This window comes from Sphaerospermopsis kisseleviana CS-549, assembly GCF_028329225.1.
In the GTDB taxonomy this organism is placed as follows: Bacteria; Cyanobacteriota; Cyanobacteriia; order Cyanobacteriales; family Nostocaceae; genus Sphaerospermopsis; species Sphaerospermopsis kisseleviana.
Window position 1 is genome coordinate 1 of sequence record NZ_JAQMTI010000246.1, and the last position, 25774, is coordinate 25774.

24 protein-coding genes are annotated in these 25774 nt (G+C 37.7%); 15 read left to right on the forward strand and 9 right to left on the reverse strand.

Translation table 11 applies throughout. The annotated features are described in order from the left end of the window. Together PN497_RS18840 and PN497_RS18845 are read left to right on the forward strand one after the other, a co-directional pair. On the forward strand, positions 1-288 hold a 288-nt coding region (locus PN497_RS18840), incomplete at its 5' end, for a hypothetical protein (RefSeq protein WP_272110765.1). A 173-nt stretch (positions 289-461) separates the two neighbouring features. Beyond that, complete coding sequence (locus tag PN497_RS18845) at positions 462-3332, forward strand: glycerol-3-phosphate acyltransferase (RefSeq protein ID WP_096568135.1); 2871 nt, start codon at positions 462-464, stop codon at positions 3330-3332. 112 nt (positions 3333-3444) lie between these two features. On the opposite strand, the gene cynS is transcribed toward PN497_RS18845, so the two are convergent. Then, positions 3445-3885 (reverse strand): cyanase, encoded by a 441-nt coding sequence (gene cynS / locus PN497_RS18850; protein WP_015214273.1) that lies wholly within the window; start codon positions 3883-3885, stop codon positions 3445-3447. Positions 3886-4335: 450 nt separating this feature from the next. On the opposite strand from cynS, the gene cbiE reads away from it, so the two are divergent. The 3 genes from cbiE (at position 4336) to PN497_RS18865 (ending at position 7144) form a co-directional block, all read left to right on the forward strand. Further along, positions 4336-5547 (forward strand): precorrin-6y C5,15-methyltransferase (decarboxylating) subunit CbiE, encoded by a 1212-nt coding sequence (gene cbiE, locus PN497_RS18855; protein WP_096568133.1) that lies wholly within the window; start codon positions 4336-4338, stop codon positions 5545-5547. Positions 5548-5637: 90 nt separating this feature from the next. Next, the gene (locus tag PN497_RS18860) at positions 5638-6318 is read left to right on the forward strand and encodes an ATP-dependent Zn protease (RefSeq protein ID WP_096568131.1); all 681 of its coding nucleotides are present in this window, start codon (positions 5638-5640) and stop codon (positions 6316-6318) included. A gap of 43 nt (positions 6319-6361) precedes the next feature. Next, positions 6362-7144 (forward strand): Uma2 family endonuclease, encoded by a 783-nt coding sequence (locus PN497_RS18865; protein WP_096568129.1) that lies wholly within the window; start codon positions 6362-6364, stop codon positions 7142-7144. 76 nt (positions 7145-7220) lie between these two features. On the opposite strand, the gene PN497_RS18870 is transcribed toward PN497_RS18865, so the two are convergent. Both PN497_RS18870 and PN497_RS18875 read right to left on the reverse strand, forming a co-directional pair. Beyond that, complete coding sequence (locus tag PN497_RS18870; protein WP_096568127.1) at positions 7221-7448, reverse strand: type II toxin-antitoxin system HicB family antitoxin; 228 nt, start codon at positions 7446-7448, stop codon at positions 7221-7223. Next, on the reverse strand, positions 7445-7669 hold the full coding sequence (locus PN497_RS18875; protein ID WP_096568125.1) for a type II toxin-antitoxin system HicA family toxin: 225 nt from the start codon (positions 7667-7669) through the stop codon (positions 7445-7447). The genes PN497_RS18870 and PN497_RS18875 overlap by 4 nt, the downstream gene beginning before the upstream one ends. Before the next feature lie 187 nt (positions 7670-7856). Between PN497_RS18875 and alaS the strand changes: the two genes are divergently transcribed. From alaS to PN497_RS18905, 5 genes are all read left to right on the forward strand, one after another. Beyond that, a complete protein-coding gene (gene alaS / locus PN497_RS18880; RefSeq protein ID WP_096568123.1) occupies positions 7857-10499 on the forward strand; it encodes an alanine--tRNA ligase in 2643 nt (880 codons plus the stop codon). 98 nt (positions 10500-10597) lie between these two features. Next, entirely contained in the window at positions 10598-11110 is a 513-nt protein-coding gene (locus PN497_RS18885) for a hypothetical protein (RefSeq protein ID WP_096568121.1), read from the forward strand. 305 nt (positions 11111-11415) lie between these two features. Next, positions 11416-11607 carry a DUF433 domain-containing protein gene (locus PN497_RS18895; protein ID WP_096568119.1) on the forward strand — a complete coding sequence of 64 codons (192 nt, stop codon included), beginning with the start codon at positions 11416-11418 and terminating at the stop codon, positions 11605-11607. A 118-nt stretch (positions 11608-11725) separates the two neighbouring features. Then, the gene (locus PN497_RS18900; protein WP_096568118.1) at positions 11726-12889 is read left to right on the forward strand and encodes an AAA family ATPase; all 1164 of its coding nucleotides are present in this window, start codon (positions 11726-11728) and stop codon (positions 12887-12889) included. Positions 12890-12891: 2 nt separating this feature from the next. Then, a complete protein-coding gene (locus PN497_RS18905; protein ID WP_096568116.1) occupies positions 12892-13542 on the forward strand; it encodes a DUF3226 domain-containing protein in 651 nt (216 codons plus the stop codon). 113 nt (positions 13543-13655) lie between these two features. Here the strand turns inward: PN497_RS18905 and PN497_RS18910 are convergent, their stop codons facing one another. Further along, entirely contained in the window at positions 13656-13931 is a 276-nt protein-coding gene (locus PN497_RS18910; RefSeq protein WP_272110762.1) for a hypothetical protein, read from the reverse strand. Positions 13932-14289: 358 nt separating this feature from the next. Between PN497_RS18910 and PN497_RS18915 the strand changes: the two genes are divergently transcribed. Continuing rightward, positions 14290-15123, forward strand: a complete 834-nt coding sequence (locus tag PN497_RS18915) for a 3'-5' exonuclease (protein ID WP_096568112.1) — start codon at positions 14290-14292, stop codon at positions 15121-15123. A 182-nt stretch (positions 15124-15305) separates the two neighbouring features. Here PN497_RS18915 and gndA read toward each other — a convergent pair whose 3' ends face one another. After that, the gene (gene gndA, locus PN497_RS18920; RefSeq protein WP_096568110.1) at positions 15306-16736 is read right to left on the reverse strand and encodes an NADP-dependent phosphogluconate dehydrogenase; all 1431 of its coding nucleotides are present in this window, start codon (positions 16734-16736) and stop codon (positions 15306-15308) included. Between the two features lie 248 nt (positions 16737-16984). Here gndA and PN497_RS18925 point away from each other — a divergent pair, with 248 nt between their 5' ends. Beyond that, positions 16985-17830 carry a Ycf66 family protein gene (locus tag PN497_RS18925; RefSeq protein WP_096568108.1) on the forward strand — a complete coding sequence of 282 codons (846 nt, stop codon included), beginning with the start codon at positions 16985-16987 and terminating at the stop codon, positions 17828-17830. A 282-nt stretch (positions 17831-18112) separates the two neighbouring features. Continuing rightward, entirely contained in the window at positions 18113-19477 is a 1365-nt protein-coding gene (locus PN497_RS18930; RefSeq protein ID WP_096568106.1) for an NAD(P)/FAD-dependent oxidoreductase, read from the forward strand. Between the two features lie 237 nt (positions 19478-19714). Here PN497_RS18930 and PN497_RS18935 read toward each other — a convergent pair whose 3' ends face one another. Next, a complete protein-coding gene (locus tag PN497_RS18935) occupies positions 19715-20068 on the reverse strand; it encodes a hypothetical protein (protein WP_096568104.1) in 354 nt (117 codons plus the stop codon). Between the two features lie 130 nt (positions 20069-20198). Here PN497_RS18935 and PN497_RS18940 point away from each other — a divergent pair, with 130 nt between their 5' ends. Further along, positions 20199-20753 carry a PIN domain-containing protein gene (locus PN497_RS18940; protein ID WP_096568102.1) on the forward strand — a complete coding sequence of 185 codons (555 nt, stop codon included), beginning with the start codon at positions 20199-20201 and terminating at the stop codon, positions 20751-20753. A 250-nt stretch (positions 20754-21003) separates the two neighbouring features. Here the strand turns inward: PN497_RS18940 and PN497_RS18945 are convergent, their stop codons facing one another. From PN497_RS18945 to PN497_RS18955, 3 genes are all read right to left on the reverse strand, one after another. Continuing rightward, a complete protein-coding gene (locus tag PN497_RS18945; RefSeq protein WP_096568101.1) occupies positions 21004-21615 on the reverse strand; it encodes a hypothetical protein in 612 nt (203 codons plus the stop codon). A gap of 64 nt (positions 21616-21679) precedes the next feature. Beyond that, a complete protein-coding gene (locus PN497_RS18950) occupies positions 21680-21931 on the reverse strand; it encodes a DUF4926 domain-containing protein (RefSeq protein ID WP_096568099.1) in 252 nt (83 codons plus the stop codon). Positions 21932-21953: 22 nt separating this feature from the next. Further along, positions 21954-22679, reverse strand: a complete 726-nt coding sequence (locus tag PN497_RS18955) for a DUF6883 domain-containing protein (protein WP_272110763.1) — start codon at positions 22677-22679, stop codon at positions 21954-21956. A gap of 163 nt (positions 22680-22842) precedes the next feature. Between PN497_RS18955 and ileS the strand changes: the two genes are divergently transcribed. Further along, a complete protein-coding gene (ileS, locus tag PN497_RS18960; RefSeq protein ID WP_096568097.1) occupies positions 22843-25725 on the forward strand; it encodes an isoleucine--tRNA ligase in 2883 nt (960 codons plus the stop codon). Positions 25726-25774: the final 49 nt, after the last annotated feature.

Sequence of the window (25774 nt, forward strand, 5' to 3'; positions counted from 1 at the left end):
CCCAGTCCCCAGTCCCCAGTCCCCAGTCCCCAGTCACCAATCACCTATTCCCAAAATAATAATGTGAATTTAACATCATTAGGTGAACAGAAGGACTACAATCAAATCGGACAGACTGGGAATGTAACAAAGGAGGCTTACAAAAGTATGTCCGACTTAAATCGCGGAATTATGAAATTTGAAGGTGCGGATTCACCAAAAGTAGTCACAATCTCTACTGTGCTAGTTCTGGGATCTATAGCAGCACTCATCCTGTGGGCGTTGCAATCTGCCTATGCGTTAAACTAGGATCATTGATAAGCTCAAAGGACACTGAACAACGAAGGTTAACCTAGCTGCTCAGTGTCCATCAAGGCATAAATTAAACAATCTAAAAAAAATAGTGAGAAATAATTAAAATTTAGATTTGCGATTTGCAACTTTAGATGCAATATAAATCTAAAATACAAAAACAACAATAAATGTTTCAGCTTTGGGGTTTATTAGTTATTTTAATTACTTGCCCACTCTTAGGGGCAATGCCGCTAATTGCTTGGATTACTTACGCTCTCAAGCGTCAGCGATTAGCACAAATGGGTACAGGAAATATTAGCGTCTCTGCTGCTTTCTATCACGGTGGTAAACTAGTGGGGATTCTGGCAGTGCTGTCGGAAGCTTTTAAAGGAATTGCAGCAGTATCAATCGCCCGTATTTTCTTTCCTCAAGGCTCATTTTGGGAATTAATAGCTTTGATCGCCTTAGTGATAGGGAGATATGCTTTAGGGAAAGGAGCAGGAACAACAAACGTAGTTTGGGGATTTTTGATGCACGATCCCCTAATTGCTGGATTTGTGAGTTTAGTAGCTGCCATTGGCTTTGTCATTCTGCGCTCTAAACAAGCGATTAAATATGGGGTTTTAATTTTATTTCCCGTATTTGTAGCAGTCTTACATTTTAATGATTTCCCAAAAATTCTCGCTGCTTTTGCATTAGCGGGGTTAGTCGGTTGGATTTATCAACAAATGCCCGATGACATGGATCTGCCAGTGGCAGAAGCAGACACAGAATCACAACCGATGATGCAATATTTAAGCGGTGGTGAGCAAACGATTATCACTTTAGATGATGACTTAGAACCAGAGGTATTTGGAGCTAAGGCAGCTACATTATCACAAATCAAACGCTGGGGTTATCCCGTGCCAAAAGGCTGGATTTTAGCGCCCTTTGATGATCCTGCCCTGTTGATTGATTTTCTGCAACCATCATCCCTGTCACCCTTGATAGTGCGTTCTTCTGCGATTGGGGAAGATTCTCAACAAGCGTCTGCGGCGGGACAATACGAAACAGTATTGAATGTCACCAGTAAACAAGAGTTAGAACTAGCGATCGCCCAAGTTCAAGCCTCTTATAATCATCCTACTGCTGTAGAGTATCGGCGCAATCTTGGTGCGAAAGATGCGGCCATGGCCGTATTGATTCAACCCCAAGTCCAAAGTGTATATTCTGGTGTGGCCTTTAGTCGTGATCCCATTGCCCAACAAGGTGATGCAGTCATCATTGAAGCAGTATCAGGAAGTCCCGCACAAGTTGTTTCCGGGAAAATCACACCAGAACAATATCGGGTGTTTGTCGTCGGTGAAGATAAATTATCTACAGTAAAATTTGAGGGAGAAGGAAAAATTCCCCAACCATTAATCAAACAAGTAGCATATTTAGCCCGAAGATTAGAAAAACGTTATCATGGCGTTCCCCAAGATGTAGAGTGGAGTTATGATGGACAAACTCTCTGGGTATTGCAAGCACGACCAATTACCACCCTACTACCAATCTGGACAAGGAAAATCGCCGCTGAAGTCATTCCCGGTGTGATTCATCCCTTAACCTGGTCAATTAATTTACCCTTAACTTGTGGGATGTGGGGAGAACTGTTCACCATAGTCTTAGGTGACAAAACCCGCGAGTTAGATTTCACCAAAATGGCGACGCTGCATTATTCTAGAGCTTACTTTAATGCTTCCTTTTTAGGTGAAGTGTTTCTGGAGATGGGTTTACCACCAGAAAGTTTGGATTTTTTAACCAGAGGCGCAAAAATGAGTAAACCGCCTCTAGCTTCCACCTTGGAGAATTTACCAGGATTGACAAAGCTGTTACAGCGAGAAATCAGCTTAGAACAGGAATTTAAGCGGGATTATCGTCAAAGATTTATTCCGGGGTTGACAAAATTAGCAAATGAACCGATTGAGGAATTATCAGCACCGCATTTGTTAACCAGAGTGGACTTAATTCTTGATTTGCTCAACCAGGGTACTTACTACAGTATTTTATCTCCCTTGAGTGCTGCCATCCGGCAAGCGGTTTCTGGGGTGAAGGAAGAGCAAATTGATCACAGTATTACTCCTGAAGTAGCATCATTGCGATCGCTGCGAATTTTAGCCGCAGATGTTCAGGCAATTTTACCGGAGATTGACCCAGAAAGAGTTTTTGAACAACTGGCACAAATTCCAGAAGGGCAGCGAATTTTAGATGAATTTGCCGAAATATTGGAAGATTATGGTTATTTGAGTGAAGTGGGAACTGATATTTCCGTCCCCAGATGGAAAGAACAACCTCACCTAGTCAGACAAATCTTTGTCCAGTTCATCCAAGCACATGAAAGTGCAAATGCGGATGAATCTAAACAGCGTCACCAAGGTTTTGTGCAAAGACGGGTGGATCTCAAAGGTAGAGTCACAGAAGTTTATTCTCGCTTATTGGCGGAATTACGCTGGACATTTTTAGCTTTAGAAAAGATGTGGCTCAAAGAAAGTTTATTAAAGCAAACAGGGGATATCTTCTTTTTGAAATTAGGAGAAGTGCGACGTTTAGCAGCAAACGCTGATCCAGAACTGAGAGATCAAGTTGCTGAGTTATTGCAAAAGCGGCGATCGCAATTTCTCGAAGATAGCCAAATTACTCAAATTCCCCCTCTAGTTTACGGTAACAATCCCCCCCATCCTATCGCTGCACCCATTGATACCTCTGACCATATTTTACTAGGTATTCCCGCCAGTCAAGGACAGGCCGCCGGACAAGTTAAGGTAGTGCGAAATTTACAAGAAGCAGGAGAAATTAATAAACAGACAATTCTAGTTGTACCTTATACCGATTCTGGTTGGGCGACTATTTTAGTCAGGGCGGGAGGAGTCATCGCCGAAGCTGGTGGTAAACTTTCTCATGGGGCGATCGTCGCTCGTGAATACGGTATTCCCGCAGTTATGGATGTGCGCGGTGCTACCTATCTCCTTCAGGATGGTCAACAAGTACGCATTGATGGTTCTAAGGGTATTGTGGAACTGGAGGAATTTTTAACGTGATAGGTGACAGGTGACAGAAGAAGCAGGGGGGCTGGGGAGCCAGCGCCGTGGGCGGGTCTCCCGACTTGAGGCGACTGGCGTTCTTTTAAGGCGGGGAGCGTCAAGTAAATCTCTACCACTTTTTGTACGGTAGGAATTTACCAGACATGGTAATTTTAACGCGATCGCCTTTGGGGTCTACCTCTTTTTCCACATCTAAGGTAAAGTCAATTGCACTCATAATCCCATCACCAAACTTTTCTTGAATTACTTCCTTGATCGGGAAGCCATAGACCTGCATAATTTCATAGAAGCGGTAAATCAGTGGGTCTGTTGGGACAACGGGCCCCAATCCCTTGACTGGATATTTGGTCAATTCTTGGATATAGATGGGGGCTAAATCCAATGCTTCTACTAATAACTTAGCTTCTTCAGGTGATGCACTAGCTTGACGGTAGAATATAGCCGCAATGTATACTTCATCCAGTCCCAGAATTTTTTCTAAATCAGCAAAGCTTAAACCTTTCTCTTTCTTTGCCTCTAATAAAGTTTGCGTAATTTCAGGAATAGACATCTGGTAAATTTAAAAGTAAATAATTTTGCACGAAGAAATCTTACCATGATAACGTAAACTAGGCAAAGTTTTAGATGTTAAATAAGAGGACTTCTGGAATCACTACAATTACCTCTGGATAAGTGTTTCAAGCAATATGGCGGAATTTTTCTTGAATCGTTGCCATACCCCTGATTCATACTCGCTGGTATGACATGATGCCAGTGGTGCTGTCGATTAAGGCTCTTCAGGTGAAGGCATACTCGAAGCATAAAAAAAGTCTCTGGAGTATTGATTAAATGAAATTCAAAATATGTGATTATAAAGAATAAGTTTCTAGTAATATTTTTTTTGAGCAAAATTTTGGTTAGGTGGTCAAACGAATTTTTGTTTTTTGGGTTAGCAATCTTGGCACTTCAGGGGAAAGGCATCTAAATTATCTTGACAGAATACTATTAATAATGACGAATTATGCAAAAGTGGTTATCAATTATCGGCATCGGTGAAGATGGAATTCAGGGATTAAGTGCGATCGCTCTTTCTATTCTTAACCAAGCTCAAATTATCATCGGTGGGGAACGTCATTTAGCAATGTTACCACCTGAAGATAATAGGGAAAAAATTACTTGGAAATCTCCTTTTAATAATTCTATTCAAGAAATTATCAACCTACGTGATACAGGCAAATCAATTTGTATTTTAGCTAGTGGCGATCCAATGTGTTATGGTGTGGGTGCTACTATTATTAAACATATTCCTATTGATGAACTTACTATTATTCCCTCACCTTCCGCTTTTAGTTTAGCTTGTTCTCGGTTAGGTTGGAACTTTACAGAAACAGAAACTTTAAGTTTATGCGGTCGTCCTGTTTCTCTCTTGCAATCTTATATTTATCCTGGTGCTAAATTCTTAATTTTAAGTGCAGGTAAAAACACACCGGAAACTGTTGCTGAAATCTTAAAAAACCGGGGTTATGGTGATAGTAAAATCACAGTTTTAGAAAGAATGGGTAGTGTTAATGAACGGATTTTAACAGGATTTGTCAATAATTGGAATCATCAAGATATCGCATCTTTAAATACAATTGCCGTGGAATGTATTGCAGATTTAGGAATAACTGGTTTATCAAGATTTCCCGGTTTACCTGATAGTGCTTTTCACCATGATGGACAATTAACAAAACGAGAAGTAAGGGCGGTGACATTATCAACATTAGCACCTTTACCCGGTGAATTACTTTGGGATATTGGGGCGGGTTGTGGTTCTATTTCTATAGAATGGATGCGAAGTAATATTAGATGTGGGGCGATCGCTATTGAACAAAATCAGAATAGACTAAATTATATTGCTGATAATGCTGCTGCTTTAGGTACACCCAATTTACAAATTATTGCTGGAAAATCACCAGAAGTTATCCAAAATTTACCCACACCTGATGCTATATTTATCGGTGGGGGAGTTACAGCACCAGGATTATTTGATGTATGTTGGGATGCTTTAAAAATAGGGGGAAGAATGGTAGCTAATGTTGTGACTTTGGAAGGGGAAAAAACCTTATTTGAATGGTATGAAAAAGTAGGGGGAAATTTTACCAGGATATCTATTCAACGTGCAGAACCTATTGGTAAATTTTTAGGTTGGAAAGGGATGGCTCAAGTCACGCAGTGGGTAGGATATAAATAAAATGTGATATATGTGATATATGTGATATAATTTTATGACTATACTCTTTGTAATATCACTTTAACACAATTTTTTTAACAAAAACCTACCATGAATCAAACCGCTATCAATCTTATTGCTATCTCTGTTTTCCTAATGACGCTTTCTACTTTATTAGGTCCATTAATCAATCTTTCCCCAACTATCCCCGCTTTAACTATAGTGGGATTTTTAGGTATTGCGACTTTAGATAATTTTAGTTTTCAAGGTAAGGGAGGAACAATAGTTTTAGATTGGTTGGCGCGATTTTCTCCTACTTATAAAGAACGCATTCTACATCATGAAGCAGGACATTTTTTAGTTGCCCATTTATTAGGAATTAGCGTTACAGATTATACTCTTAGTGCGTGGGAAGCTTGGAAAATTGGACAACCGGGACAAGGGGGAATAATATTAGAAGATAATGAAATTGCTCAACAGTTGGAACGGGGCAAAATTGGCGTTTCAATGGTAGAAAGATATTGTAATATTTGGATGGCGGGAATTGCTGCGGAAATGTTAGTTTTTAAGTCTGCTGAAGGTGGTGGAGATGATAAAGCTAAGTTAAATCAATTTTTAACAGCTTTGGGTTTTGAGGAGAGAATTTTTGAACAGAAACAAAGATTTCATTTATTGCAAGCTAAAAATTTGATTCAGGAAAATTGGGAGATTTATCAAAGTTTAGTGGAAGCAATGAGAAAAGGGGTTGCTGTTGAAGAATGTAAAAAGGTAATTGGTGAAATTGCGACATAATGGAAATATAGAAATAGAAACTATCTATTGAGGACAGGGAAAAATGTATCAAACAGATCCGCCACTTTCTCCCAAAGAAACATTACCCACAATGTATGATCTACCCAGCGAAGATCCAGAGGAGAAAGGTTTGCCAGATCAATTTCATTTATTACAACCACAATTATTATCAGAAACTTTTACTCCTGGTAATTATAAGATGGAGGAAATATTTACAGGCAGTGACATTAATTTGTATTATGATTCTCGTCATACCTTGTGCTATAAACGTCCTGATTGGTTTGCGGCTTTAGGTGTACCATATTTATATGGTGAACAGCAAGATTTAAGATTAAGTTATGTAGTTTGGCAAGAAGGAGTTAATCCTCATATTGTGGTAGAATTACTATCACCAGGAACAGAAAAAGAAGATTTAGGTCAAACACTGCGAGATGTGGAAAAACCACCTGGTAAATGGGAAATTTACGAGCAGATTTTAAGAGTACCTTATTACGCCATTTTTGATCGTTATCAATCTGAATTTAGGATGTTTCAATTAAATGGCGTTCACGAAGTGTCTCTGAAAGAGAATCGCTATACCGAAGCAACCTTAACTGATAATCGTTTTTGGATACCCAGCATAGAATTAGGTTTGGGAGTTTGGGAAGGTAGTTATAAAAATGTCAATATGCCTTGGTTGCGGTGGTATGATAAAGATGGTAATTGGGTATTAACTCCCACAGAATTTGAAAGACAACGCGCAGATCAAGAAAGACAAAGAGCAGAACAGGAGAGACAAAAAACAGAAATGATTGAACCGCAAAGGACGCAAAGGACACAAAGGTAAGAGAGTTTAAAAGATTTTTTAGTGTTGTTGTGGTTATTTTTTGAAAATTGGGATGCTCCCTTTCTAATTGCATAAATTAAGCCACATTAATTAATTGTTCTAAAGATTTAGCAATAGGTAAAGGTTTTCCATTTTCTTGATATTCAGAGACCAACATTTCTATTACTTCCTGAGCATTTTTTACAGCTTCTTCATAAGTGTTACCATGAGTATGATATTTTTGAGTAGGAAATTCAGGTAAATGAACTAAATAACATTGATCTTCATTACTCCAGTGAATAATGATAGTATAGGGTAAATTCATTGTTCTGACTCCTCTTTTTGAATTGATGTTAATTTCGCTAATTTTTCTTTAACTTCTTTTTCTATATACAGTTTAGCATCATCTCCATCTTTTCCAGAAATAGTAATAGGATCTTCTGGTAATAAAGGATGATACCAACGAGTATGACTTCCTTTTGCTGAACGGTAAATAAACCCAGCTTTTTTAAGTAGACTTTTTAATTCTCTGATTTTTTTAGGCATTTTTTGAACATAAATATTATCAAGGTATCTCAATGGATGTTAATTTGATACCAAGGAGCAATAGAACACTCTATACAAAAGATGGTGAAAGCTAACCATAGCTCTAATTTTATGGCATAACTAATAAATAGTAATGATGCTTTTTGCAGAACTGACCAACTAATTAAAATTGATTTCTTAAACACTCATGTCTTCAACTCCCCAGTATCTTAGCGGTAACGATATTCGCGCTTTATTCCTTGACTTCTACACCCAACGAGGACACCAACCCCTCCCCAGTGCATCCCTCGTACCGGAAGATCCCACCGTACTGCTAACTATAGCGGGGATGCTACCATTTAAACCCATATTTTTAGGACAGCGCACACCGGAATTTAAACGCGCTACCACTTCTCAAAAGTGTATCCGTACCAATGATATCGAAAATGTGGGACGGACAAAACGCCACCATACATTTTTTGAGATGTTGGGTAATTTTAGCTTTGGTGATTATTTTAAAGAACAGGCGATCGCCTGGGGTTGGGAAATTTCCACACAAGTTTTTGGTTTACCTCCTGAACGTTTAGTAGTTAGTGTTTTTGAAGAAGACGACGAAGCATTTAACATCTGGAAGGATAAAATTGGAGTTCCAGAAAAACGCATTAAACGCATGGGAGAAGATGATAACTTCTGGGTTTCTGGTCCCACTGGTCCTTGCGGTCCTTGTTCAGAAATTTATTATGATTTTCACCCAGAATTAGGAGACGATCACATTGATTTAGAAGATGATACCCGATTTATCGAGTTTTATAACTTGGTATTCATGCAATATAATCGGGATGCAGAAGGAAACCTCACCCCATTACAAAATAAGAACATTGACACCGGAATGGGTTTAGAGAGAATGGCGCAAATTCTCCAAAAAGTTCCTAATAATTATGAAACAGATTTGATTTTCCCGATTATTGAAACTGCGGCGAATATTGCTAAAATTGACTATCATCAAAGTGATGAAAAAACCAAAGTTTCTTTAAAAGTAATTGGTGATCATGTTCGTTCCGTTGTTCACATGATCGCTGATCAAATTCGCGCTTCTAATGTTGGTAGAGGTTACATTTTACGGCGTTTAATTCGTCGCGTTGTCAGACATGGTAGATTAATTGGAATTTCTGGGGAATTTATTAACAAAGTTGCAGAAACAGCAATTTCTCTTTCTGAATCAATTTACCCCAATTTGCGCCAAAGAGAAACAGCAATTAAAGCAGAATTAGCCAGAGAAGAAGCTAATTTCTTGAAAACCTTAGAAAGAGGTGAGAAGCTGTTAGCAGAAATCATCCAAGAGGTAAAACAAAAAGGTTTAACTGACCTTAGCGGAGAAAGTGCATTTACCTTATATGATACCTACGGATTCCCATTAGAACTAACTCAAGAAATTGCTGAAGAACAGAATTTAACAGTTGATGTTGATGGTTTCAAAGCAGAAATGCAGAAACAGATAGAACGTGCAAAAGCAGCACATGAAACCATTGATTTAACTGTACAAGGTTCTTTGGATAAACTAGCAGAACATATCCACTCTACCGAATTTTTAGGATATACTCAATTAGCAACCACCGCAAAAATAGAAGTTTTGTTAGTTGCTGGTATTTCCCAAGAAGAAGCAGAAGCAGGAACAGAAGTCCAAATTGTTCTAGATAAAACCCCATTTTATGCGGAATCAGGGGGACAAATTGGAGATAAAGGATATATTTCCGGTGATGGAATTTTAATCAGAATTGAAGATGTGAAAAAAGAATCTGATTTCTTTGTTCACTTTGGTAAAATAGAACGAGGTACAATTAGAATCGGTGATCAAATTACCGCCCAAATTGATACTTCTTGTCGTCGTCGATCTCAAGCTAACCATACAGCAACCCATTTATTACAAGCTGCATTAAAGAAAGTTGTTGATGAAGGAATTTCCCAAGCAGGATCTTTAGTTTCTTTTGATAGCTTGCGGTTTGATTTTAACTGTCCTCGCGCTTTAACTGCGGATGAAGTTCAACAAGTTGAAGAATTAGTAAATACTTGGATTTCTGAAGCCCATGCTGCTAAAATTGAAGTATTACCTTTAGCAGAAGCAAAAGCTAGAGGTGCAGTGGCAATGTTTGGTGAAAAATACGGTGATGAAGTCCGAGTAATTGATTTCCCTGGTGTTTCGATGGAATTATGTGGGGGAACTCACGTTAATAATACTGCGGAAATAGGCGTTTTCAAAGTCATATCTGAAGCGGGAGTTTCATCAGGAGTGAGAAGAATAGAAGCGGTTTCTGGTGCGTCGGTTTTAGATTATTTGAATGTGCGAGATCAAGTAACTAAAGATTTGTGTTTCCGCTTTAAAATCAAACCGGAAGAAATACCCGACAGAATCACAACTTTACAAACCGAACTTCGCAACAGTGAAAAAACAATTCAAACTCTAAAATCACAACTTGCAATAGTTAAATCTGACAGTTTATTACAAACTGCGGAAACAGTGGGAGAACATAAAATTATTGTTGCACAGATGGAAGATGTAGACGCAGAATCATTGAAAGATGCAGCAGAAAGATTACTGCAAAAAATTGGTAATGGTGCTGTGGTTTTAGGTTCTATTCCTGAAGAGGGAAAAGTAAGTATCGTTGCTGCTTTTAGTTCTGAAGTGAATAAAAAAGGTATCCAAGCAGGAAAATTTGTAGGTGCTGTAGCGAAAATTTGCGGTGGTGGTGGTGGTGGAAAACCCAATCTCGCGCAAGCTGGGGGAAGGGATGCAAGTAAGTTACCGCAAGCTTTGGAAACTGCGAAAAGTGATTTATTAGCAGGGTTGAAATAGGATTTTATGGGGTAGGTATATTGCCTACCCAAATTTTTGTTATGCTGTTTTATTACATTCTTTCTAGTGCATCAACGCAACATCTTGACCAATATTTTATGACTATTGACGCTTTTGTTGATAATGGGTATGCTCCAGGTAGAGAATTTTGTGAGCAATTTCTGTTAAGTCCTGAATTTACTCTTCAAAGCCTCCAACCTATTTTATCAGGTTCTAGTCGGCTCAAAAAAGCTGAATTAGCAGCCGAGATAGCCAATGCACTTGAACAAGTTAAGGTTACTCCAGAAACAATATTACTGGAATATGTGAAACAGCGAAAAACATGGTTGAGCTTGAAATTGGGTACTCATGTTCTTACACCAAATCTAAAACCTGCTGCATTATTTTTAAAAGAGTTTGGGGATGATGGTTGGTACGGACCAATTCAGGAAGCAAATCAACCCCATAAAAAATGGTATATCCGAACTCATAAAATTGATGATTCAAGTAATCGAGCAGATAAACGTGATATTCGTTGGTCTGTTATTGCAGAAGTAGCAAAAGATTATGTAGCTTTCGTAATTTGTTCTCTAATTGTCATTGGATTTTTACCTTTTCCTAACTATCAATAAATATCATATCAAATTCAGCAGTAAGTATAAAGTAATTAGACTTATATATTCACTGCAACTTTACCAAAAATTGTAGAAGGTTCTGGTATAAGTTTTCCATCTTCTTTCAATACTTCCAAATACAATTCTATAGCTTCTTTAATCATAATCATAATTATAACTTTATTAGAAAATTTACCAATCTAATCAACCATGCAAAAACTTACAAGAATTACCCGTAACCCTGAAGTAATGGGTGGTAAGCTGTTACACAGCTAAATTGTATAATCCTAATATTCTGAACTCTTGTTTAACAGGCAAGATGCCTGTTCCACTTATACAAATTAAATGCACAACAGCTTAAACCCTGCATCCGAGGAATGTGCATGACCGTTGGTACTATCGTTGGTTTAATGGCATCTGGGCACAGTTTAAATGACATTATCAAAGCTTATCCCTACTTGGAAGAAGCCGATATTTATGAAGCATTGTTCTATGCGGCTTTGCGGGATCAATAAAATGATATAGAACTTTCACTAAACTTTCCATTTATATGGTCAACTTATTTAATAAGTCAGGGATTTGATATATAATCAACTTAGTCATTATTTCTCTATTATCTTCATATTAAAAACTATGCTCAAAAGTATAAAAATAGAGAACTTTCGCTGCTTTAAATCTTTTGAACTTCAACAACTAGGTAGAATTAATCTGCTAGTGGGTGAAAACAATAGCGGTAAAACTTCTATATTAGAAGCTATTCAGCTTTTATGTTCACGAACTAATCTTGAACCACTCGGTGAAATAATGATTAACCGTGGTGAGTATTTTTGGAGTGATGATCCAAGAGAAGAGCGTGAACTTGATGTCTGTCATTTATTTTATGACCATCAATTTGATATTGATAGTCAATTTTCTATTTCAGGAATTAACGACGATGTTAAAGAAGAGTTTTCTGTCAATATAGGAAGTATAAAGTTACATATTGATGCTGATTTAGAGGAGTTAGAAGAGTTAGACGAAGAAAAAAAAAGAGAACTTATTGAAGAATTATCAAGTAATTTCAAAAGCCTAAACTTCCGAGTAATTTGGAATAGAGAAAATGAAGCTAAAGAAATTGTAAATATGCCTCTGTTAGATAATAATTGCTTATCCTTGAGACTGATTAAACGTTCTAGCCGAGACAAAAAAAATCAATTGAATAAGACAATATTTGTCAATGCTTCCTCTCTAAATACTACAAATATGAAAGAATTATTTGAGGAAGTTGTATTAACTCCTGAAGAAGAACTAGCAACAGAAGCATTGAAAATAATTGATCCAAAAATTGAACGTATTGCTACAGCAAATGTCCAAAAAACTAATAAGATAGCGAGATTACGTCCTGCGGTTGCTGACTCACATACTGGTTTTTTTGTCCGTCTTAGTGATAAAAAACAGCGTGTACCAATTGGAAGTATGGGTGATGGTGTGTGGCGAATATTAGGACTTGCATTAGCTATAGTATCAGCTAAAGATGGTTATTTATTTGTAGATGAAATAGATACCGGACTTCATTTTACTACAATGTCCGGTATGTGGAAAATGATTTGGGAAACAGCTAAAAGACTAAATGTACAAGTTTTTGCAACTACACATAATAGCGATTGCTGGAAAAGTTTAGCCCAAATTGCACAACAAGAAAATGTCACTGATGATGGTATTAGGATTCATAGAATTGAGAAAGATAAATCAAAAAGTATAGTTTTCAATGAATCTCAAATGGTCATTGCTGCGGAAAGAGAATTGGAGGTACGTTAGCAATGGCAAAAAATGATAAACCTAAAAAATTATTAGTTGAAGGTCAAGATGATTTACGAGTGATACCAGAATTAATTGAAAAAAATGGGATTTTCTGGGGTAATAAGAAAGAAGAAGCAATTATATCAATTCAAGAATGTGGAGGTTATGAAAATATTACTTCTGATCTCATATACACAGAATTGCAAACTAGAGGACGCACACATTTAGGTTTAATGGTAGATGCTGATGATGATGCGTTTTTACGTTGGCAAAGTATCAGAAATGCTTGTTTACCAAATATTCCTAATCTTCCTGAAGCTATACCGGAAAATGGGTTAATTATTAATACACCAGATAATCAAAAATTTGGTGTTTGGATTATGCCAAATAATATTATAGAAGGAATGTTAGAAACATTTTTAGGTTATATGATTCCCGAACAGGGAGAATATCTTTGGGAATATGCACAGGAAGTAGTCAGAGAAGCAAAAAATAAAGGTGCAACATTTAAAGAATCTTATATTGATAAAGCAGAAATTTACACCTGGTTAGCATGGCAAAATGAACCAGGGAGACAAATACATCAAGCTATAAAGTATAATATTTTAAATCCCAACAATCCTAAAGTGCAGGGGTTTATCAATTGGTTTAAAGAGTTATATGATTTGTGATTAAAAATATCCCCAACTTTTTAAAGCAGTCAGGGATCTAAAAATACATATTTAAAAGTCACTAATTTAAAAGTCACTAATTTAAAAGTCACTAATTTAAAATTCACTAAAAATTAAGATTCCTGTTCAGGAGGACGATTTTGCAAAATATCAAGAATCCGCCGATTTTCAGTTTGCAAACCCCGCACATCCATCTGTATTTCTCTAATCTCAGACTGCATCTGCATCATATCAGAACGCATATCTCTAATTTCCAAGACCAAAGTATCAAAGTTACGCTGCATAGTTTCAAAATTACGCTGAATCGTATCAAAATTACGCTGATGATGAGTAGCAGTTTCCAATAAAGCACTTACCGCTAATCGCATATCAATAAGCTGATTTTCCATTTTATCCATCCTTGCTTTATCTTCATTACTCAATTACTCATATTTTTAAAACTTCACAACCTGGTAAAGTATGATCTTGATTATAACGGAATGTGATATAATTATTTTATAATTAGTTTCCTAGAACACCGATTCATTAATCGTAAGGGCGAATAACCGTAAGGGCGAAGCATTCGGACAGAATATGAACTGGTTTCAGCGATAGGTTATCACCCGAATGCTTCGCCCCTACAAGGTAAAAACAGATTACCTAGCATTACTGAATCGACGTTCTAGTGGGAGTGCAAATTGCGTATAATCTATTTGTCAAATTACACACCAATTATTACACACCAATTATATAGAATCCCAAATCCTTATGAAACTTAACTTATTAAAACCACTGGCGTTTATTGATTTAGAAACCACAGGAGTAGATATAATCAAAGATAGAATTGTACAAATTGCTATCCTCAAAGTATTTCCCGATGGTAGGGAAGAACTGAAAAACCAGATAATTAATCCCACAATTCCTATTCCTCCTACTGTTTCATTAGTACATGGAATTTATGATGAAGATGTAAAAGATGCGCCGACATTTTCAGAAATTGCTGTTGACTATTTAAATTTCCTTGATGATAGTGACTTAGCTGGTTTTAATTCCAATAAATTTGATATTCCTCTGCTAGTAGAAGAATTTTTACGTGCAGGACTATGTTTAAAATTATCAGGGAGAAATTTAGTAGATGTGCAAACTATCTTTCACATCATGGAACGACGCAATTTAAGAGCAGCTTATAGGTTTTATTGTGGTCAAGATTTAGAAGGAGCGCATGATGCAGCAATTGATATTCGTGCTACCTATCAAGTTTTTAAAGCACAAATTGAACGTTATGAAAATGTAGAATATAGTAATGATGGTTCTCCTGTTCCTGTACCAATTACCAATGATATTAAAGTTTTAAGTCAGTTGACTACATTTAATTTTTTAGATCCTAGTAATAAATTGATTTATGATGAGCAGAAGCAAGCTATTTTGTTTAACTTTGGTAAATATAAAGGTCAGAGTTTGTTAGAAGTTTTTTTCAAAGATCCCGGTTATTATGACTGGATGATAAACAAAGGAGATTTTTCACTATCTACTAAGAAAGTTTTGAAAAGAGCTTGGAAAGCGATGCATAATTCAGACAACAGGAAACACATCATTCAATAATGGACAATTAACAATTATTTCTCCCTTAAAGTAAGAGGATTTAAAAAAGAGACTTTAAAAAGCGGAATTTTTGGCTTTACCTATTAAACAAACTTTCCATTGATCGAGATTATCACTAACCTTTTACGTTAAAAGGCGGGAAAACCCGCCCCTAACATCAATTGAAACTAACTAAAAACAACTTACTTCTTAGCTTCAGCAATGGGAACCCACTCAGTATGGAAAGTTCCTTCCTTATCAATACGTTTGTAAGTATGAGCGCCGAAGTAGTCCCGTTGTGCTTGAGTCAAGTTTTGAGGTAAACGAGCGCGACGGTAGCTATCGAAATAATCGAGAGAAGCACTAAAAGCAGGAACAGGAATTCCCATTTTAGCAGCAGTAACAATTATTTCCCGCCAAGCAGCTTGTCTATCCAGAATTGTTTGCTTAAATTCAGGTGCTAACAATAAGTTAGGTAATGCTGGATTTTCGTCAAATGCTTTCTTAATCTTATTCAAGAAACCAGCGCGAATAATACAACCACCTTTCCAAATTCGAGCCATTTCACCCAAATTCAGACCCCAATTATAGGCTTGAGAAGCGGTAGAAATTAACGCCATACCTTGAGCATAAGAGCAGATTTTGGAACAATAAAGTGCATCCCGCACCATGTTCACAAAAGTTCTTGTATCTTTAAAGATTGTGGGAGCAGGACCAGTTAATTGTTGAGATGCGGCAATCCGTTCTTCTCTAATAGAAGAGAGAATCCGGGAATTAACAGCAGCAGTAATTGTAGGAATAGCAACGCCTAATTCCAAAGCAGTTTGTACAGTCCAACGACCGGTTCCTTTTTGTCCCGCAGCGTCAACAATTAAATCAACCAAAGGTATCTTGGTTTCTGGATCAACGTAGGGGAAAATATTCGCGGTAATCTCAATCAAAAATGAATTGAGTTCGTCGGTTTTATTCCACTCTGCAAATACTTGATGTAGCTGTGCAGCATTCAAACCACCGACATTTTTCAGCAAATCGTAGGCTTCTGCAATTAACTGCATATCGCCGTACTCAATGCCGTTGTGAACCATTTTTACATAGTGACCAGATCCACCAGGTCCAATATAGGTTACACAGGGACCATCATCAACTTGTGCAGCGATTCTGTTGAAAATGGGGGATAGATACTCATAGGAACTTTTTGTACCACCGGGCATGAGAGAAGGACCATTTAACGCGCCTTCTTCACCACCACTCACACCCATACCGATATAGCGTAAACCAGTGGGTTCTAATTCTTGAGTGCGTCTTTCGGTATCTTCAAACCAAGAGTTACCACCATCAATAATGATGTCACCTTCTTGCAGTAAGGGTTTAAGCTGTTGAATTACCGCATCAACAGGTTTACCAGCTTGCACCATGACTAAGATTTTGCGGGGACGTTCTAATGAAGCGACAAATTCTTCCAGGGTATAAGCTGCTTTAACATTCCGTCCTCCAGCGCGGTTGGCCATGAAGGCATCGGTTTTTTCACGGGAACGGTTGTAAACTGCAATTGGGAAGCCATTACGCTCAACGTTTAGAGCGATATTTTCGCCCATAACGGCTAATCCAATCACACCAAAGCTTTGTAGTGTCATAGTTCAAATGTTTTTTGGGTTTGGCTAACTCTTGCAGATGCTTTCATCTTTAAGGGTAATCCGAGATTTTGGCTTCACTCCTAAAGAAGACATTAAGAGTTGAGGTAAATGGCAAAAATCACAAAAATCACATCTAACACCAAGAATTGGTTTTGATTTGTATCTGAGTCAACAATTCAATGACAAATCAATAACAAAATTCGCAAAATGGAAATACGGCAGATGAGAAACTGTAAGGAGTTTAAAAAATGCTCGCCTATATCCTAGCGTTAGTAGTGGGAATTGGCAGTGTAGCTATTTACATAGCTGCTTTCTTTTTCCCGGAAATTCACCGCAAGAATGATTTTATCTGGAGTGGTGTGGGTTTATTTTACGCTTTGGTGTTATGGATTTTTGCATCACGCATTACTGGGGGTTTATTACTGGGTCATATAGCTAGTGTGGCGCTTTTGGTGTGGTTTGGTTGGCAAACTCTTTCTCTGCGTCGTCAACTTACACCAGAGGTACAACAAACGCCTATTCCCAGTCCTGAGTTAGTTAAAGTGAGTATTCAAGAACAGGTATCTAAGTTTTCTTTACAGGAAAAGCTGGGACAGTTATCATCGTTAATTGCTAATGTTTTTAGTGGTGTTAAAGGTAAGGTACAACAAGTAGGGAATAAACAACCAGTAGCACCTCCAGAAAAACCTGTTGTGACAATTGTTGATCAGACTACTCTTGTTGCAGAACAACCAAGCCAAACAACATCTCCAATGGAAGTGGTAACTGTTCCTGCATCTGAAACGGCTACACCAACAGCAGAAGTCAGTCAAACCGAAGTGGTAACTGTTCCTGCATCTGAAACGGCTACACCAACAGCAGAAGTCAGTGAGGAAGTTAGTCAAACTGAAACCAAAACTGAAGCCAAAATTGAAACTGTTTCAGAAGTAACACATCCAACTCCTCCGACTCCTGAGTTAGTCGCACAAGCGCAAGAGGAAACCGAGGAAAAACCACATATTTCTGTTGAGGAAGTCGCCCCAGATGCTGTACTTGCTCCCCCAGCAGAAGCACCACCGGAAAAATTACCACCCAGTGAAGGAATTGGTAGTTAGGTATTGGCAGGGAGTGGGGACTGGGGAAGAAAATTTTAGATTTTAGATTTTAGATTTTAGATTTTAGATTGGACTTAACAAAAACAATCCAAAATCCAAAATCCAAAATCCAAAATAAAAAACTCCTGAATACTGAATACTGAATTATTACAAATTTAGTTACTTTAACTACTTTTATTATTTTGTCAAGTGTTTTCTAAGAAACGGCAAACTATCTTATAACTTTGTTACATATTTGTTAAGAAAAGTTACACGCTTCTTAACAAAAGGGAATATTTTCTTATGGTTGTTTCACTTGAAAAGAATAAACAACATGAGGTTGTCATCATTGGTGGTGGTTTTGGTGGACTGTATGCGGCAAAATCTCTTGCTAATAGAAATGTAAAGGTTACTCTCATTGATAAACGGAACTTTCACTTATTTCAGCCTCTTTTATATCAAGTTGCCACTGGTACGTTATCACCTGCTGATATTTCTTCTCCTTTGCGTGCTGTTCTCAGAAAAAGTAAAAATACAAAAGTTTTGCTGGGAGAAGTAAATAATATTGATCCGAAGACACAAAAGGTATTTGTGGGTGATAAAATCGTACCTTATGATACTTTAATTGTGGCTACAGGTGCTAACCATTCTTATTTTGGGAAAGATAATTGGAAAGACTTAGCTCCTGGTTTGAAAACTGTAGAAGATGCGATAGAAATGCGTCGGCGGATTTTTTCTGCATTTGAAGCAGCAGAAAATGAAACTGATTCTGAAAAACGCCGTGCTTTGTTGACTTTTGTGATTGTGGGTGGTGGTCCTACTGGGGTAGAATTAGCGGGTGCGATCGCTGAGTTGGCATATAAAACCCTGCAAGAAGATTTCCGCAATATCGACACTTCAGAAGCGAAAATTTTATTATTGCAAGGTGGCGATCGCATTCTTCCTCATATTTCACCAGAATTATCGCAATCAGCAACAGAATCTTTACAAAAATTGGGTGTGATGGTTCAAACCCAAACCAGGGTGACAAATATTGAAAATGACGTTGTTACTTTCAAACAAGGTGATAAAGTACAACAAGTTAGCGCCAAAACTGTATTATGGGCGGCAGGTGTTGAAGCTTCTGGAATGGCGAAAGTTTTAGCAGATCGTACTGGTGTAGAATGCGATCGCTCTGGTAGAGTAGTTGTAGAACCAGACTTAACTGTTAAGGGTTACAAAAACATTTTTGTGATTGGAGATTTAGCTAATTTCTCCCATCAAACTGGTAAACCTTTACCCAGTGTTGCACCTGTAGCTAAACAACAAGGAGAATATGTTGCTGGGTTGATTTTACTACGGCTTCATGGTCATACTTTGCCACCATTCCATTACACCGATGTTGGTAGTTTAGCAATGATTGGGCAAAATTTAGCGGTAGTAGATTTAGGTTTTCTGAAACTTACAGGTTTTATTGCTTGGGTATTTTGGCTAGTAATTCACATCTATTTCTTAATTGAGTTTGATACTAAGATGGTAGTGGTAATTCAGTGGGCATGGAATTATATTACTCGTAATCGTCGTTCTCGATTGATTACAGGTAAGGAAGCTTTCTTAGGACCACAACCTATTAACAATTCTCATCCTTATCAGGCGACAGAAACCGTCAAACAGCCAGTTAAGGTTTAGGTTTTTTGTAGTTATTAGCAGTACCTTGAAGCCGATAGAGAAACCCGTCATTAATCTCAACACTTGATCTATTAGTGTGAGACTTATGGCGGGTTTAAGTATTTTGATCGCAATAAATTACCATGAAAATCTAAATACCTGTAAACCTGGAAAATCAAAAAATGTAGGTTGGGTTGAATGAAGTGAAACCCAACATTGATAATAATATTCAAGATGTGGTGTTGGGTTGCGCTGCGCTTAACCCAATCTACAACTCGTAATTTTCACAGCAGCAGCTAAAATATCATCATCAGATTCCATGTCATCCAAATTATCCACTTTTATATGTTCTATAATTTGACGATGAGTAATTTCATATTGTGCATCTACTAAAGTACGTGCTATTAGATAACTGAGTTTTTGCCAATCTTCAGATGAAGCTATTTCTTCTATATTTTGCAATGCTGTATAAGCTTCTGTTGGGAGATAGGCTAAAAATTTTAAGGCTAGATGAATATTCTGTATTTGTGTTTTTTCTGTGATCTTAGACAAATCAATGATCATACTTTTGCTTTCTTGCTCACTGTGAGTCAATCTAGTTTGTTCTGACATATAAATTCCTTGTTTATTTTATGGTATAATAAAGATTGTATTTCCTCTAAAATTAAAGAGGATAGACATTAGATAAAATTAACTATTATTCATTAATAACTCACTTTATCAAGTTAAATCTTATTTAAAAATGCAGCAACAAGAAAATTTAATACGGTTATGTCTTGATCTTAACATCTGGTGTGCCTCTTTGCTGTCAGATAGGAAAGGAAAGAAAAATTCATCGAGTCAAAGTTTAGTTACAATAATAACTCAAGGACGTTGTGAAATAGGGTTAGTACAGTTAATTATATCTTGGGGTATGATTAACCGATTGCGTTCGGTCTTGGAGTCACAGTTAAATATTCCCACAACATTAGTTAATTCTTATCTATCGGCAATTGTTAGTTATACCCAACTCGGACCAGTTTATTTTTCTCCACAATTAACTTTAGGGGGTACGGGTGTAATTGCTATAAGTGATCAAGAAGATGCCCATGTTTTAGAAACTGCTATAGCTGGTAAGGCTAATATTTTAGTAACAGTTAATTTTAAAGATTTCATTGCCAATGATACACGCATTATTCAACCAGATAGACACCTGATTTATACGACACCTAATCATGCTTTTCATATTATACATCCTGATTTGATGATGGAATGGTTACGTCAGGGTATAATTCCAGATGTTGAAGGTTTTATATAAAAAATATTGTATATATTAGACTTCTCCGAAAAAGATGTAGGGACAATTCATGAATTGTCCCTACCAAGGGTTTCAGGTTATGCATATTTAATTTTCGGAGATGTCTATTGTAAACCTGAGAAATCAAAAAATGTAGGTTGGGTTGAATGAAATGAAACCCAACATTATATAAATGTGAGGTGTTGGGTTTCGTTCCTCAACCAAACCTACGACTACTGGCGTAACTAGTAATGGAGGCTGTCGGAATTATTTATGCTGCTTTATCTTTTAGTTCTTCACCTATAACAACAATCTTCTTTTCTAGTTCCTCGTATGTGTTGACCCCAATAACATACAAAACTTTTGCGGCAAGAATTATATTCATTGGTGGAGTAATGCCAGCATCTAATAGAACAACAATTGATCGTTGTGCCTGATTAGTTGGAGAAGACCACTCATTATAATGACGAAAATTATTTGCTGTTGCCCATATAAGTTTTGATAGTTTTGCATTTCTAATATTTTCGCCAACATTTAGGCGTTCGTCTTGGTTATTAATTCCTAGTTGAACTCCGAGAGATTGTATCCAGTTATTAAGTACAAGAAATAATGATGCTGCATAAATATCCCTTGAATAAATTTTTACTTGATTTAATCGCGTCCATTTTTGCCAGTGGTACATAATTTTCATATCATCCCAATCTGTATCCCATAATGGTGGACCTGGATAACTATCATTAAAAGGGTCAGTTCCGCTTGCCATTTCCGAGAAAAAATACGCAGAATTTTCGGAAGCTGTTGAATTAGTAAATAGTGTACTTAAAGCCTCTCTTTGCAGAAACAATTCATCTAAAAAAGTTTTTAGTATGTTGTCTTTACTCATATCACTTAATCAAAATATAAATGTGAAGTGTTGGGTTTAGTACCTCAACCCAACCTACAATTACTTATGCTGTAACCATTTCCGGTACTAAATTAGATGGTGCTGGATCAAAATGTAAAACCATGATTTGCTCTGGACGCAACCCAACAGATTCATAAGTTTGTCCATTGCTATCACTAAATTCTACTTCAAACGCAGCACCATCCGCTAATAATTCAACTATTGTACCAACTTGACCACGTAACAAATTATATTCAGGTAAATCAACTGTTAATGCTACTACGTCTAGTAAATCGGGTGCAATAATTTTACTCATTTTCTATAATCTCCATGTATTTTTATACTAAAGGATAACAGGAAGTTAAGCTGGGAATATCAGAACCAGATTTAATAATCCAACCAGTGCGAATAGTTGCACTTCTATTGTGCCATTCTAGAGTAAAGTCTAGTGTGTAGCGTTGTCCATATTCATCATACCTATTCAAACTAATTTCTTGAGTTTTTACTTTTTCTAAAATAATTTGGCGTAATTCCTCAGCATTTTCAGCAGTCATACCTAAAATGGATGAAAATAGACGAGCTTTATCTTTTCCTGTAGCATGATTTGGATTTAGAGAGTAATCACGCAATTTACGAATATCAACAACTGCATTCTCACTATTTGGAAGTAGATTTGAGTTTAATCTAATAATTTCTTCCAAATTTATACCTCTTTCTTCAAAAATCTGCCGTAACTCAGGTTGTTGCATCAACACAAAAGCCATGTCTCTCAATACGCGCTTTGTCTGATATCCCCTTGATTTCCACAACTCCTCAGTTTCTTCTCTTCCAACAATACTTGCAAATTGCTCATATAATTCAGCGTCACCAATCTCTTGTTGTTTAGCAAGTGCAGCATCACCATCTTTGATATCTTCTCTCATAGCTCTAAATGTATGCTCAATCTCTTCCTGAAGATGCTTTTGTTCATCTGCTTCGGTGGCTTTATTCAATCTTTCAAGAAGCTCATTGAGATCAAGCATTTTCTGTACGAAGTCGTTTAGTTTTTCCTCTGGATTTATCATAAGTTGTTACAATTATCATGTATTAGCGTGTTAATTTTATCACAGATTAAGGCAGTATTGCCCAGATATCCCTTTCAATGCGAGCAAAAGGGGAAATTTTGGTTTTCATGCCTATCTCTTATAATTGATCAAATAACTGCAAACATATCTTAGGCATGAAACTGTGACTGAACCCGGACAATACAAAGATACCGTTAACCTCCCCAAGACTAACTTTGATATGCGGGCAAACGCAATCAAGCGCGAACCCGAAATCCAAAAATTCTGGGAAGAAAACAACATTTATTCTCGCCTCTCCCAAGAAAACCCAGGCGAAGTATTTATACTGCACGATGGACCGCCCTATGCTAACGGTCAGTTGCATATTGGTCATGCCTTAAATAAGATTCTCAAAGATATTATTAACCGTTACCACCTCCTACAAGGTCGTCAAGTTCGTTACATTGCAGGATGGGATTGTCACGGATTACCCATTGAGTTAAAAGTTCTGCAAAATATGAAACAAGCAGAACGGCAAAACCTCACACCTTTGCAATTGCGCCAAAAAGCGAAAGAGTTCGCCCTTAAAACCGTAGATGAACAAAAAGAAAGCTTTAAACGCTATGGGGTGTGGGGTGATTGGGATAATCCTTATCTGACCTTAAAACCAGAATACGAAGCCGCGCAAATTGGCGTTTTTGGGGCAATGTACTTAAAAGGATATATCTATCGTGGTTTAAAGCCTGTACACTGGAGTCCTAGCTCTAAAACCGCTTTAGCAGAAGCTGAGTTAGAATATCCTGAAGGTCACGTTTCTAGGAGTATTTACGCCGCTTTCCCGGTGGTGAAGGTGTCCGAAAAGCTAAAATCTGTTTTAGAGCCGTTCTTGCCTGATTTGGGCGTAGCTGTGTGGACAACTACTCCCTGGACGATACCGGGTAATTTGGCGGTGGCTGTGAATGGGGCGTTGAATTATGCGGTTGTTGAGGTGGCACGCAGAGACGCAGAGGCGCAGAGAGGATGCAAGTATCTGATCGTGGCGGCGGAGTTGGTAGAAAGGTTGACTGCAACTTTGGATGTTGAGTTGACTGTGAAGGCGACTTTTGCGGGTCAGGATTTGGAACACTGCACTTATCGTCATCCGCTTTTTGACCGTGAAAGTCCGGTGGTGGTTGGTGGTGATTATATCACTACTGATTCTGGTACTGGTTTGGTGCATACTGCCCCTGGTCATGGTCAAGAAGATTACATTGTGGGTCAGCGTTATGGTCTGCCGATTCTTGCACCGGTGGATGATAATGGTAATTTCACGGATGAGGCTGGTAAGTTTGCTGGCTTGAATGTGCTGGGTGATGGTAATCAAGCAATTATTGACGCGCTGACAGAAGCGGGTTCTTTGTTGAAAGAGGAAGCATACTCTCATAAATATCCTTATGATTGGAGAACTAAGAAACCGACGATTTTCCGCGCTACTGAACAATGGTTTGCTTCTGTGGCAGGATTTAGAGAGGAAGCTTTAAAGGCGATCGCATCTGTGCGTTGGATTCCCGCACAAGGTGAGAATAGAATTACACCGATGGTTGCAGAACGTTCTGACTGGTGTATTTCTCGTCAACGGACTTGGGGTGTCCCCATTCCTGTGTTCTATGATGAGGAAACTGGGGAAGCGTTGCTGAATGCAGATACCATTAACCACATCCAAGCTATCATTGCAGAGAAGGGTTCTGATGCTTGGTGGGAGTTGTCGGTTGAGGAGTTGTTACCCGAACCTTACCGCAGTAATGGGCGCAATTACCGCAGGGGTACAGATACAATGGATGTGTGGTTTGATTCTGGTTCATCTTGGGCGGCTGTGGCGAAGCAAAGACCAGAATTAGGTTATCCTGTGGATATGTATTTGGAAGGTTCTGATCAACATCGGGGATGGTTTCAATCTTCGCTTTTGACTAGTGTTGCGGTAAATGGAATTGCACCTTATAAAACAGTTTTAACTCATGGTTTTGTGTTAGATGAACAAGGCCGGAAAATGAGTAAATCTGTGGGTAATGTTGTTGATCCGCAAATCATTATTAATGGGGGAAAGGATCAGAAAAAAGAACCCGCTTATGGTGCAGATGTTTTGCGGTTGTGGGTGTCTTCAGTTGATTATTCTGGTGATGTGCGTTTGGGTGGTAACATCATTAAACAATTAGCTGATGTGAGAAATAAAATCCGCAATACTGCACGGTTTTTGTTGGGTAGTTTGCATGATTTTGATCCTCAAAAAGATGCAGTTGATTTTGAAGAATTACCTGATTTGGATCGGTATATGTTGCACCGTATCCGTGAGGTATTTAATGAGGTGACAACTGCTTTTGATAACTTCCAATTCTTCCGCTTTTTCCAAACTGTACAGAATTTCTGTGTTGTTGATTTGTCGAACTTTTATTTAGACATTGCCAAAGATAGATTATATATCAGTGCTGCTGATAGTTTCCGTCGTCGCAGTTGTCAAACAGTTTTGCAAATTGCATTGGAAAATTTAGCCAGAGCGATCGCCCCCGTTTTGTGTCATACTGCGGAAGATATCTGGCAATTTATCCCCTATCAAACTCCTTATAAATCAGTGTTTGAAGCTGGTTGGATTAAGGTTAAGGATGAATGGGACAATGGAGAATTAGCAGAATTTTGGGATACGCTGCGTACACTCCGCACCGATGTTAATAAGGTGATGGAACAAGCACGGATAGAAAAAATGATCGGTTCATCTTTGGAAGCAAAGGTGTTATTAAATATCCCTCACAAAGAGTTATGTGAAGCTATCAAAGGTTTCAATCCTGAAAAGGGTAATGGTGTGGATGAGTTGCGATATTTATTATTAGCATCTCAGGTAGAAATAGTAGATGATGCTGCTAAAATTGCTGATGTGAAATATACAGCAACCACAGAAGATTGGACTATTGGGGTAGTAAATGCAGATGGTGAAAAATGCGATCGCTGTTGGAATTATTCTACTCATGTAGGAGAATCCGAAGCACATCCTTTACTTTGTGAACGCTGTGTTCCTGCATTAGCTGGTGAATTTTAGTATCATATAATGTAGGTGGTTAAGATCCCCGACTTCTTTTTTAATCTTG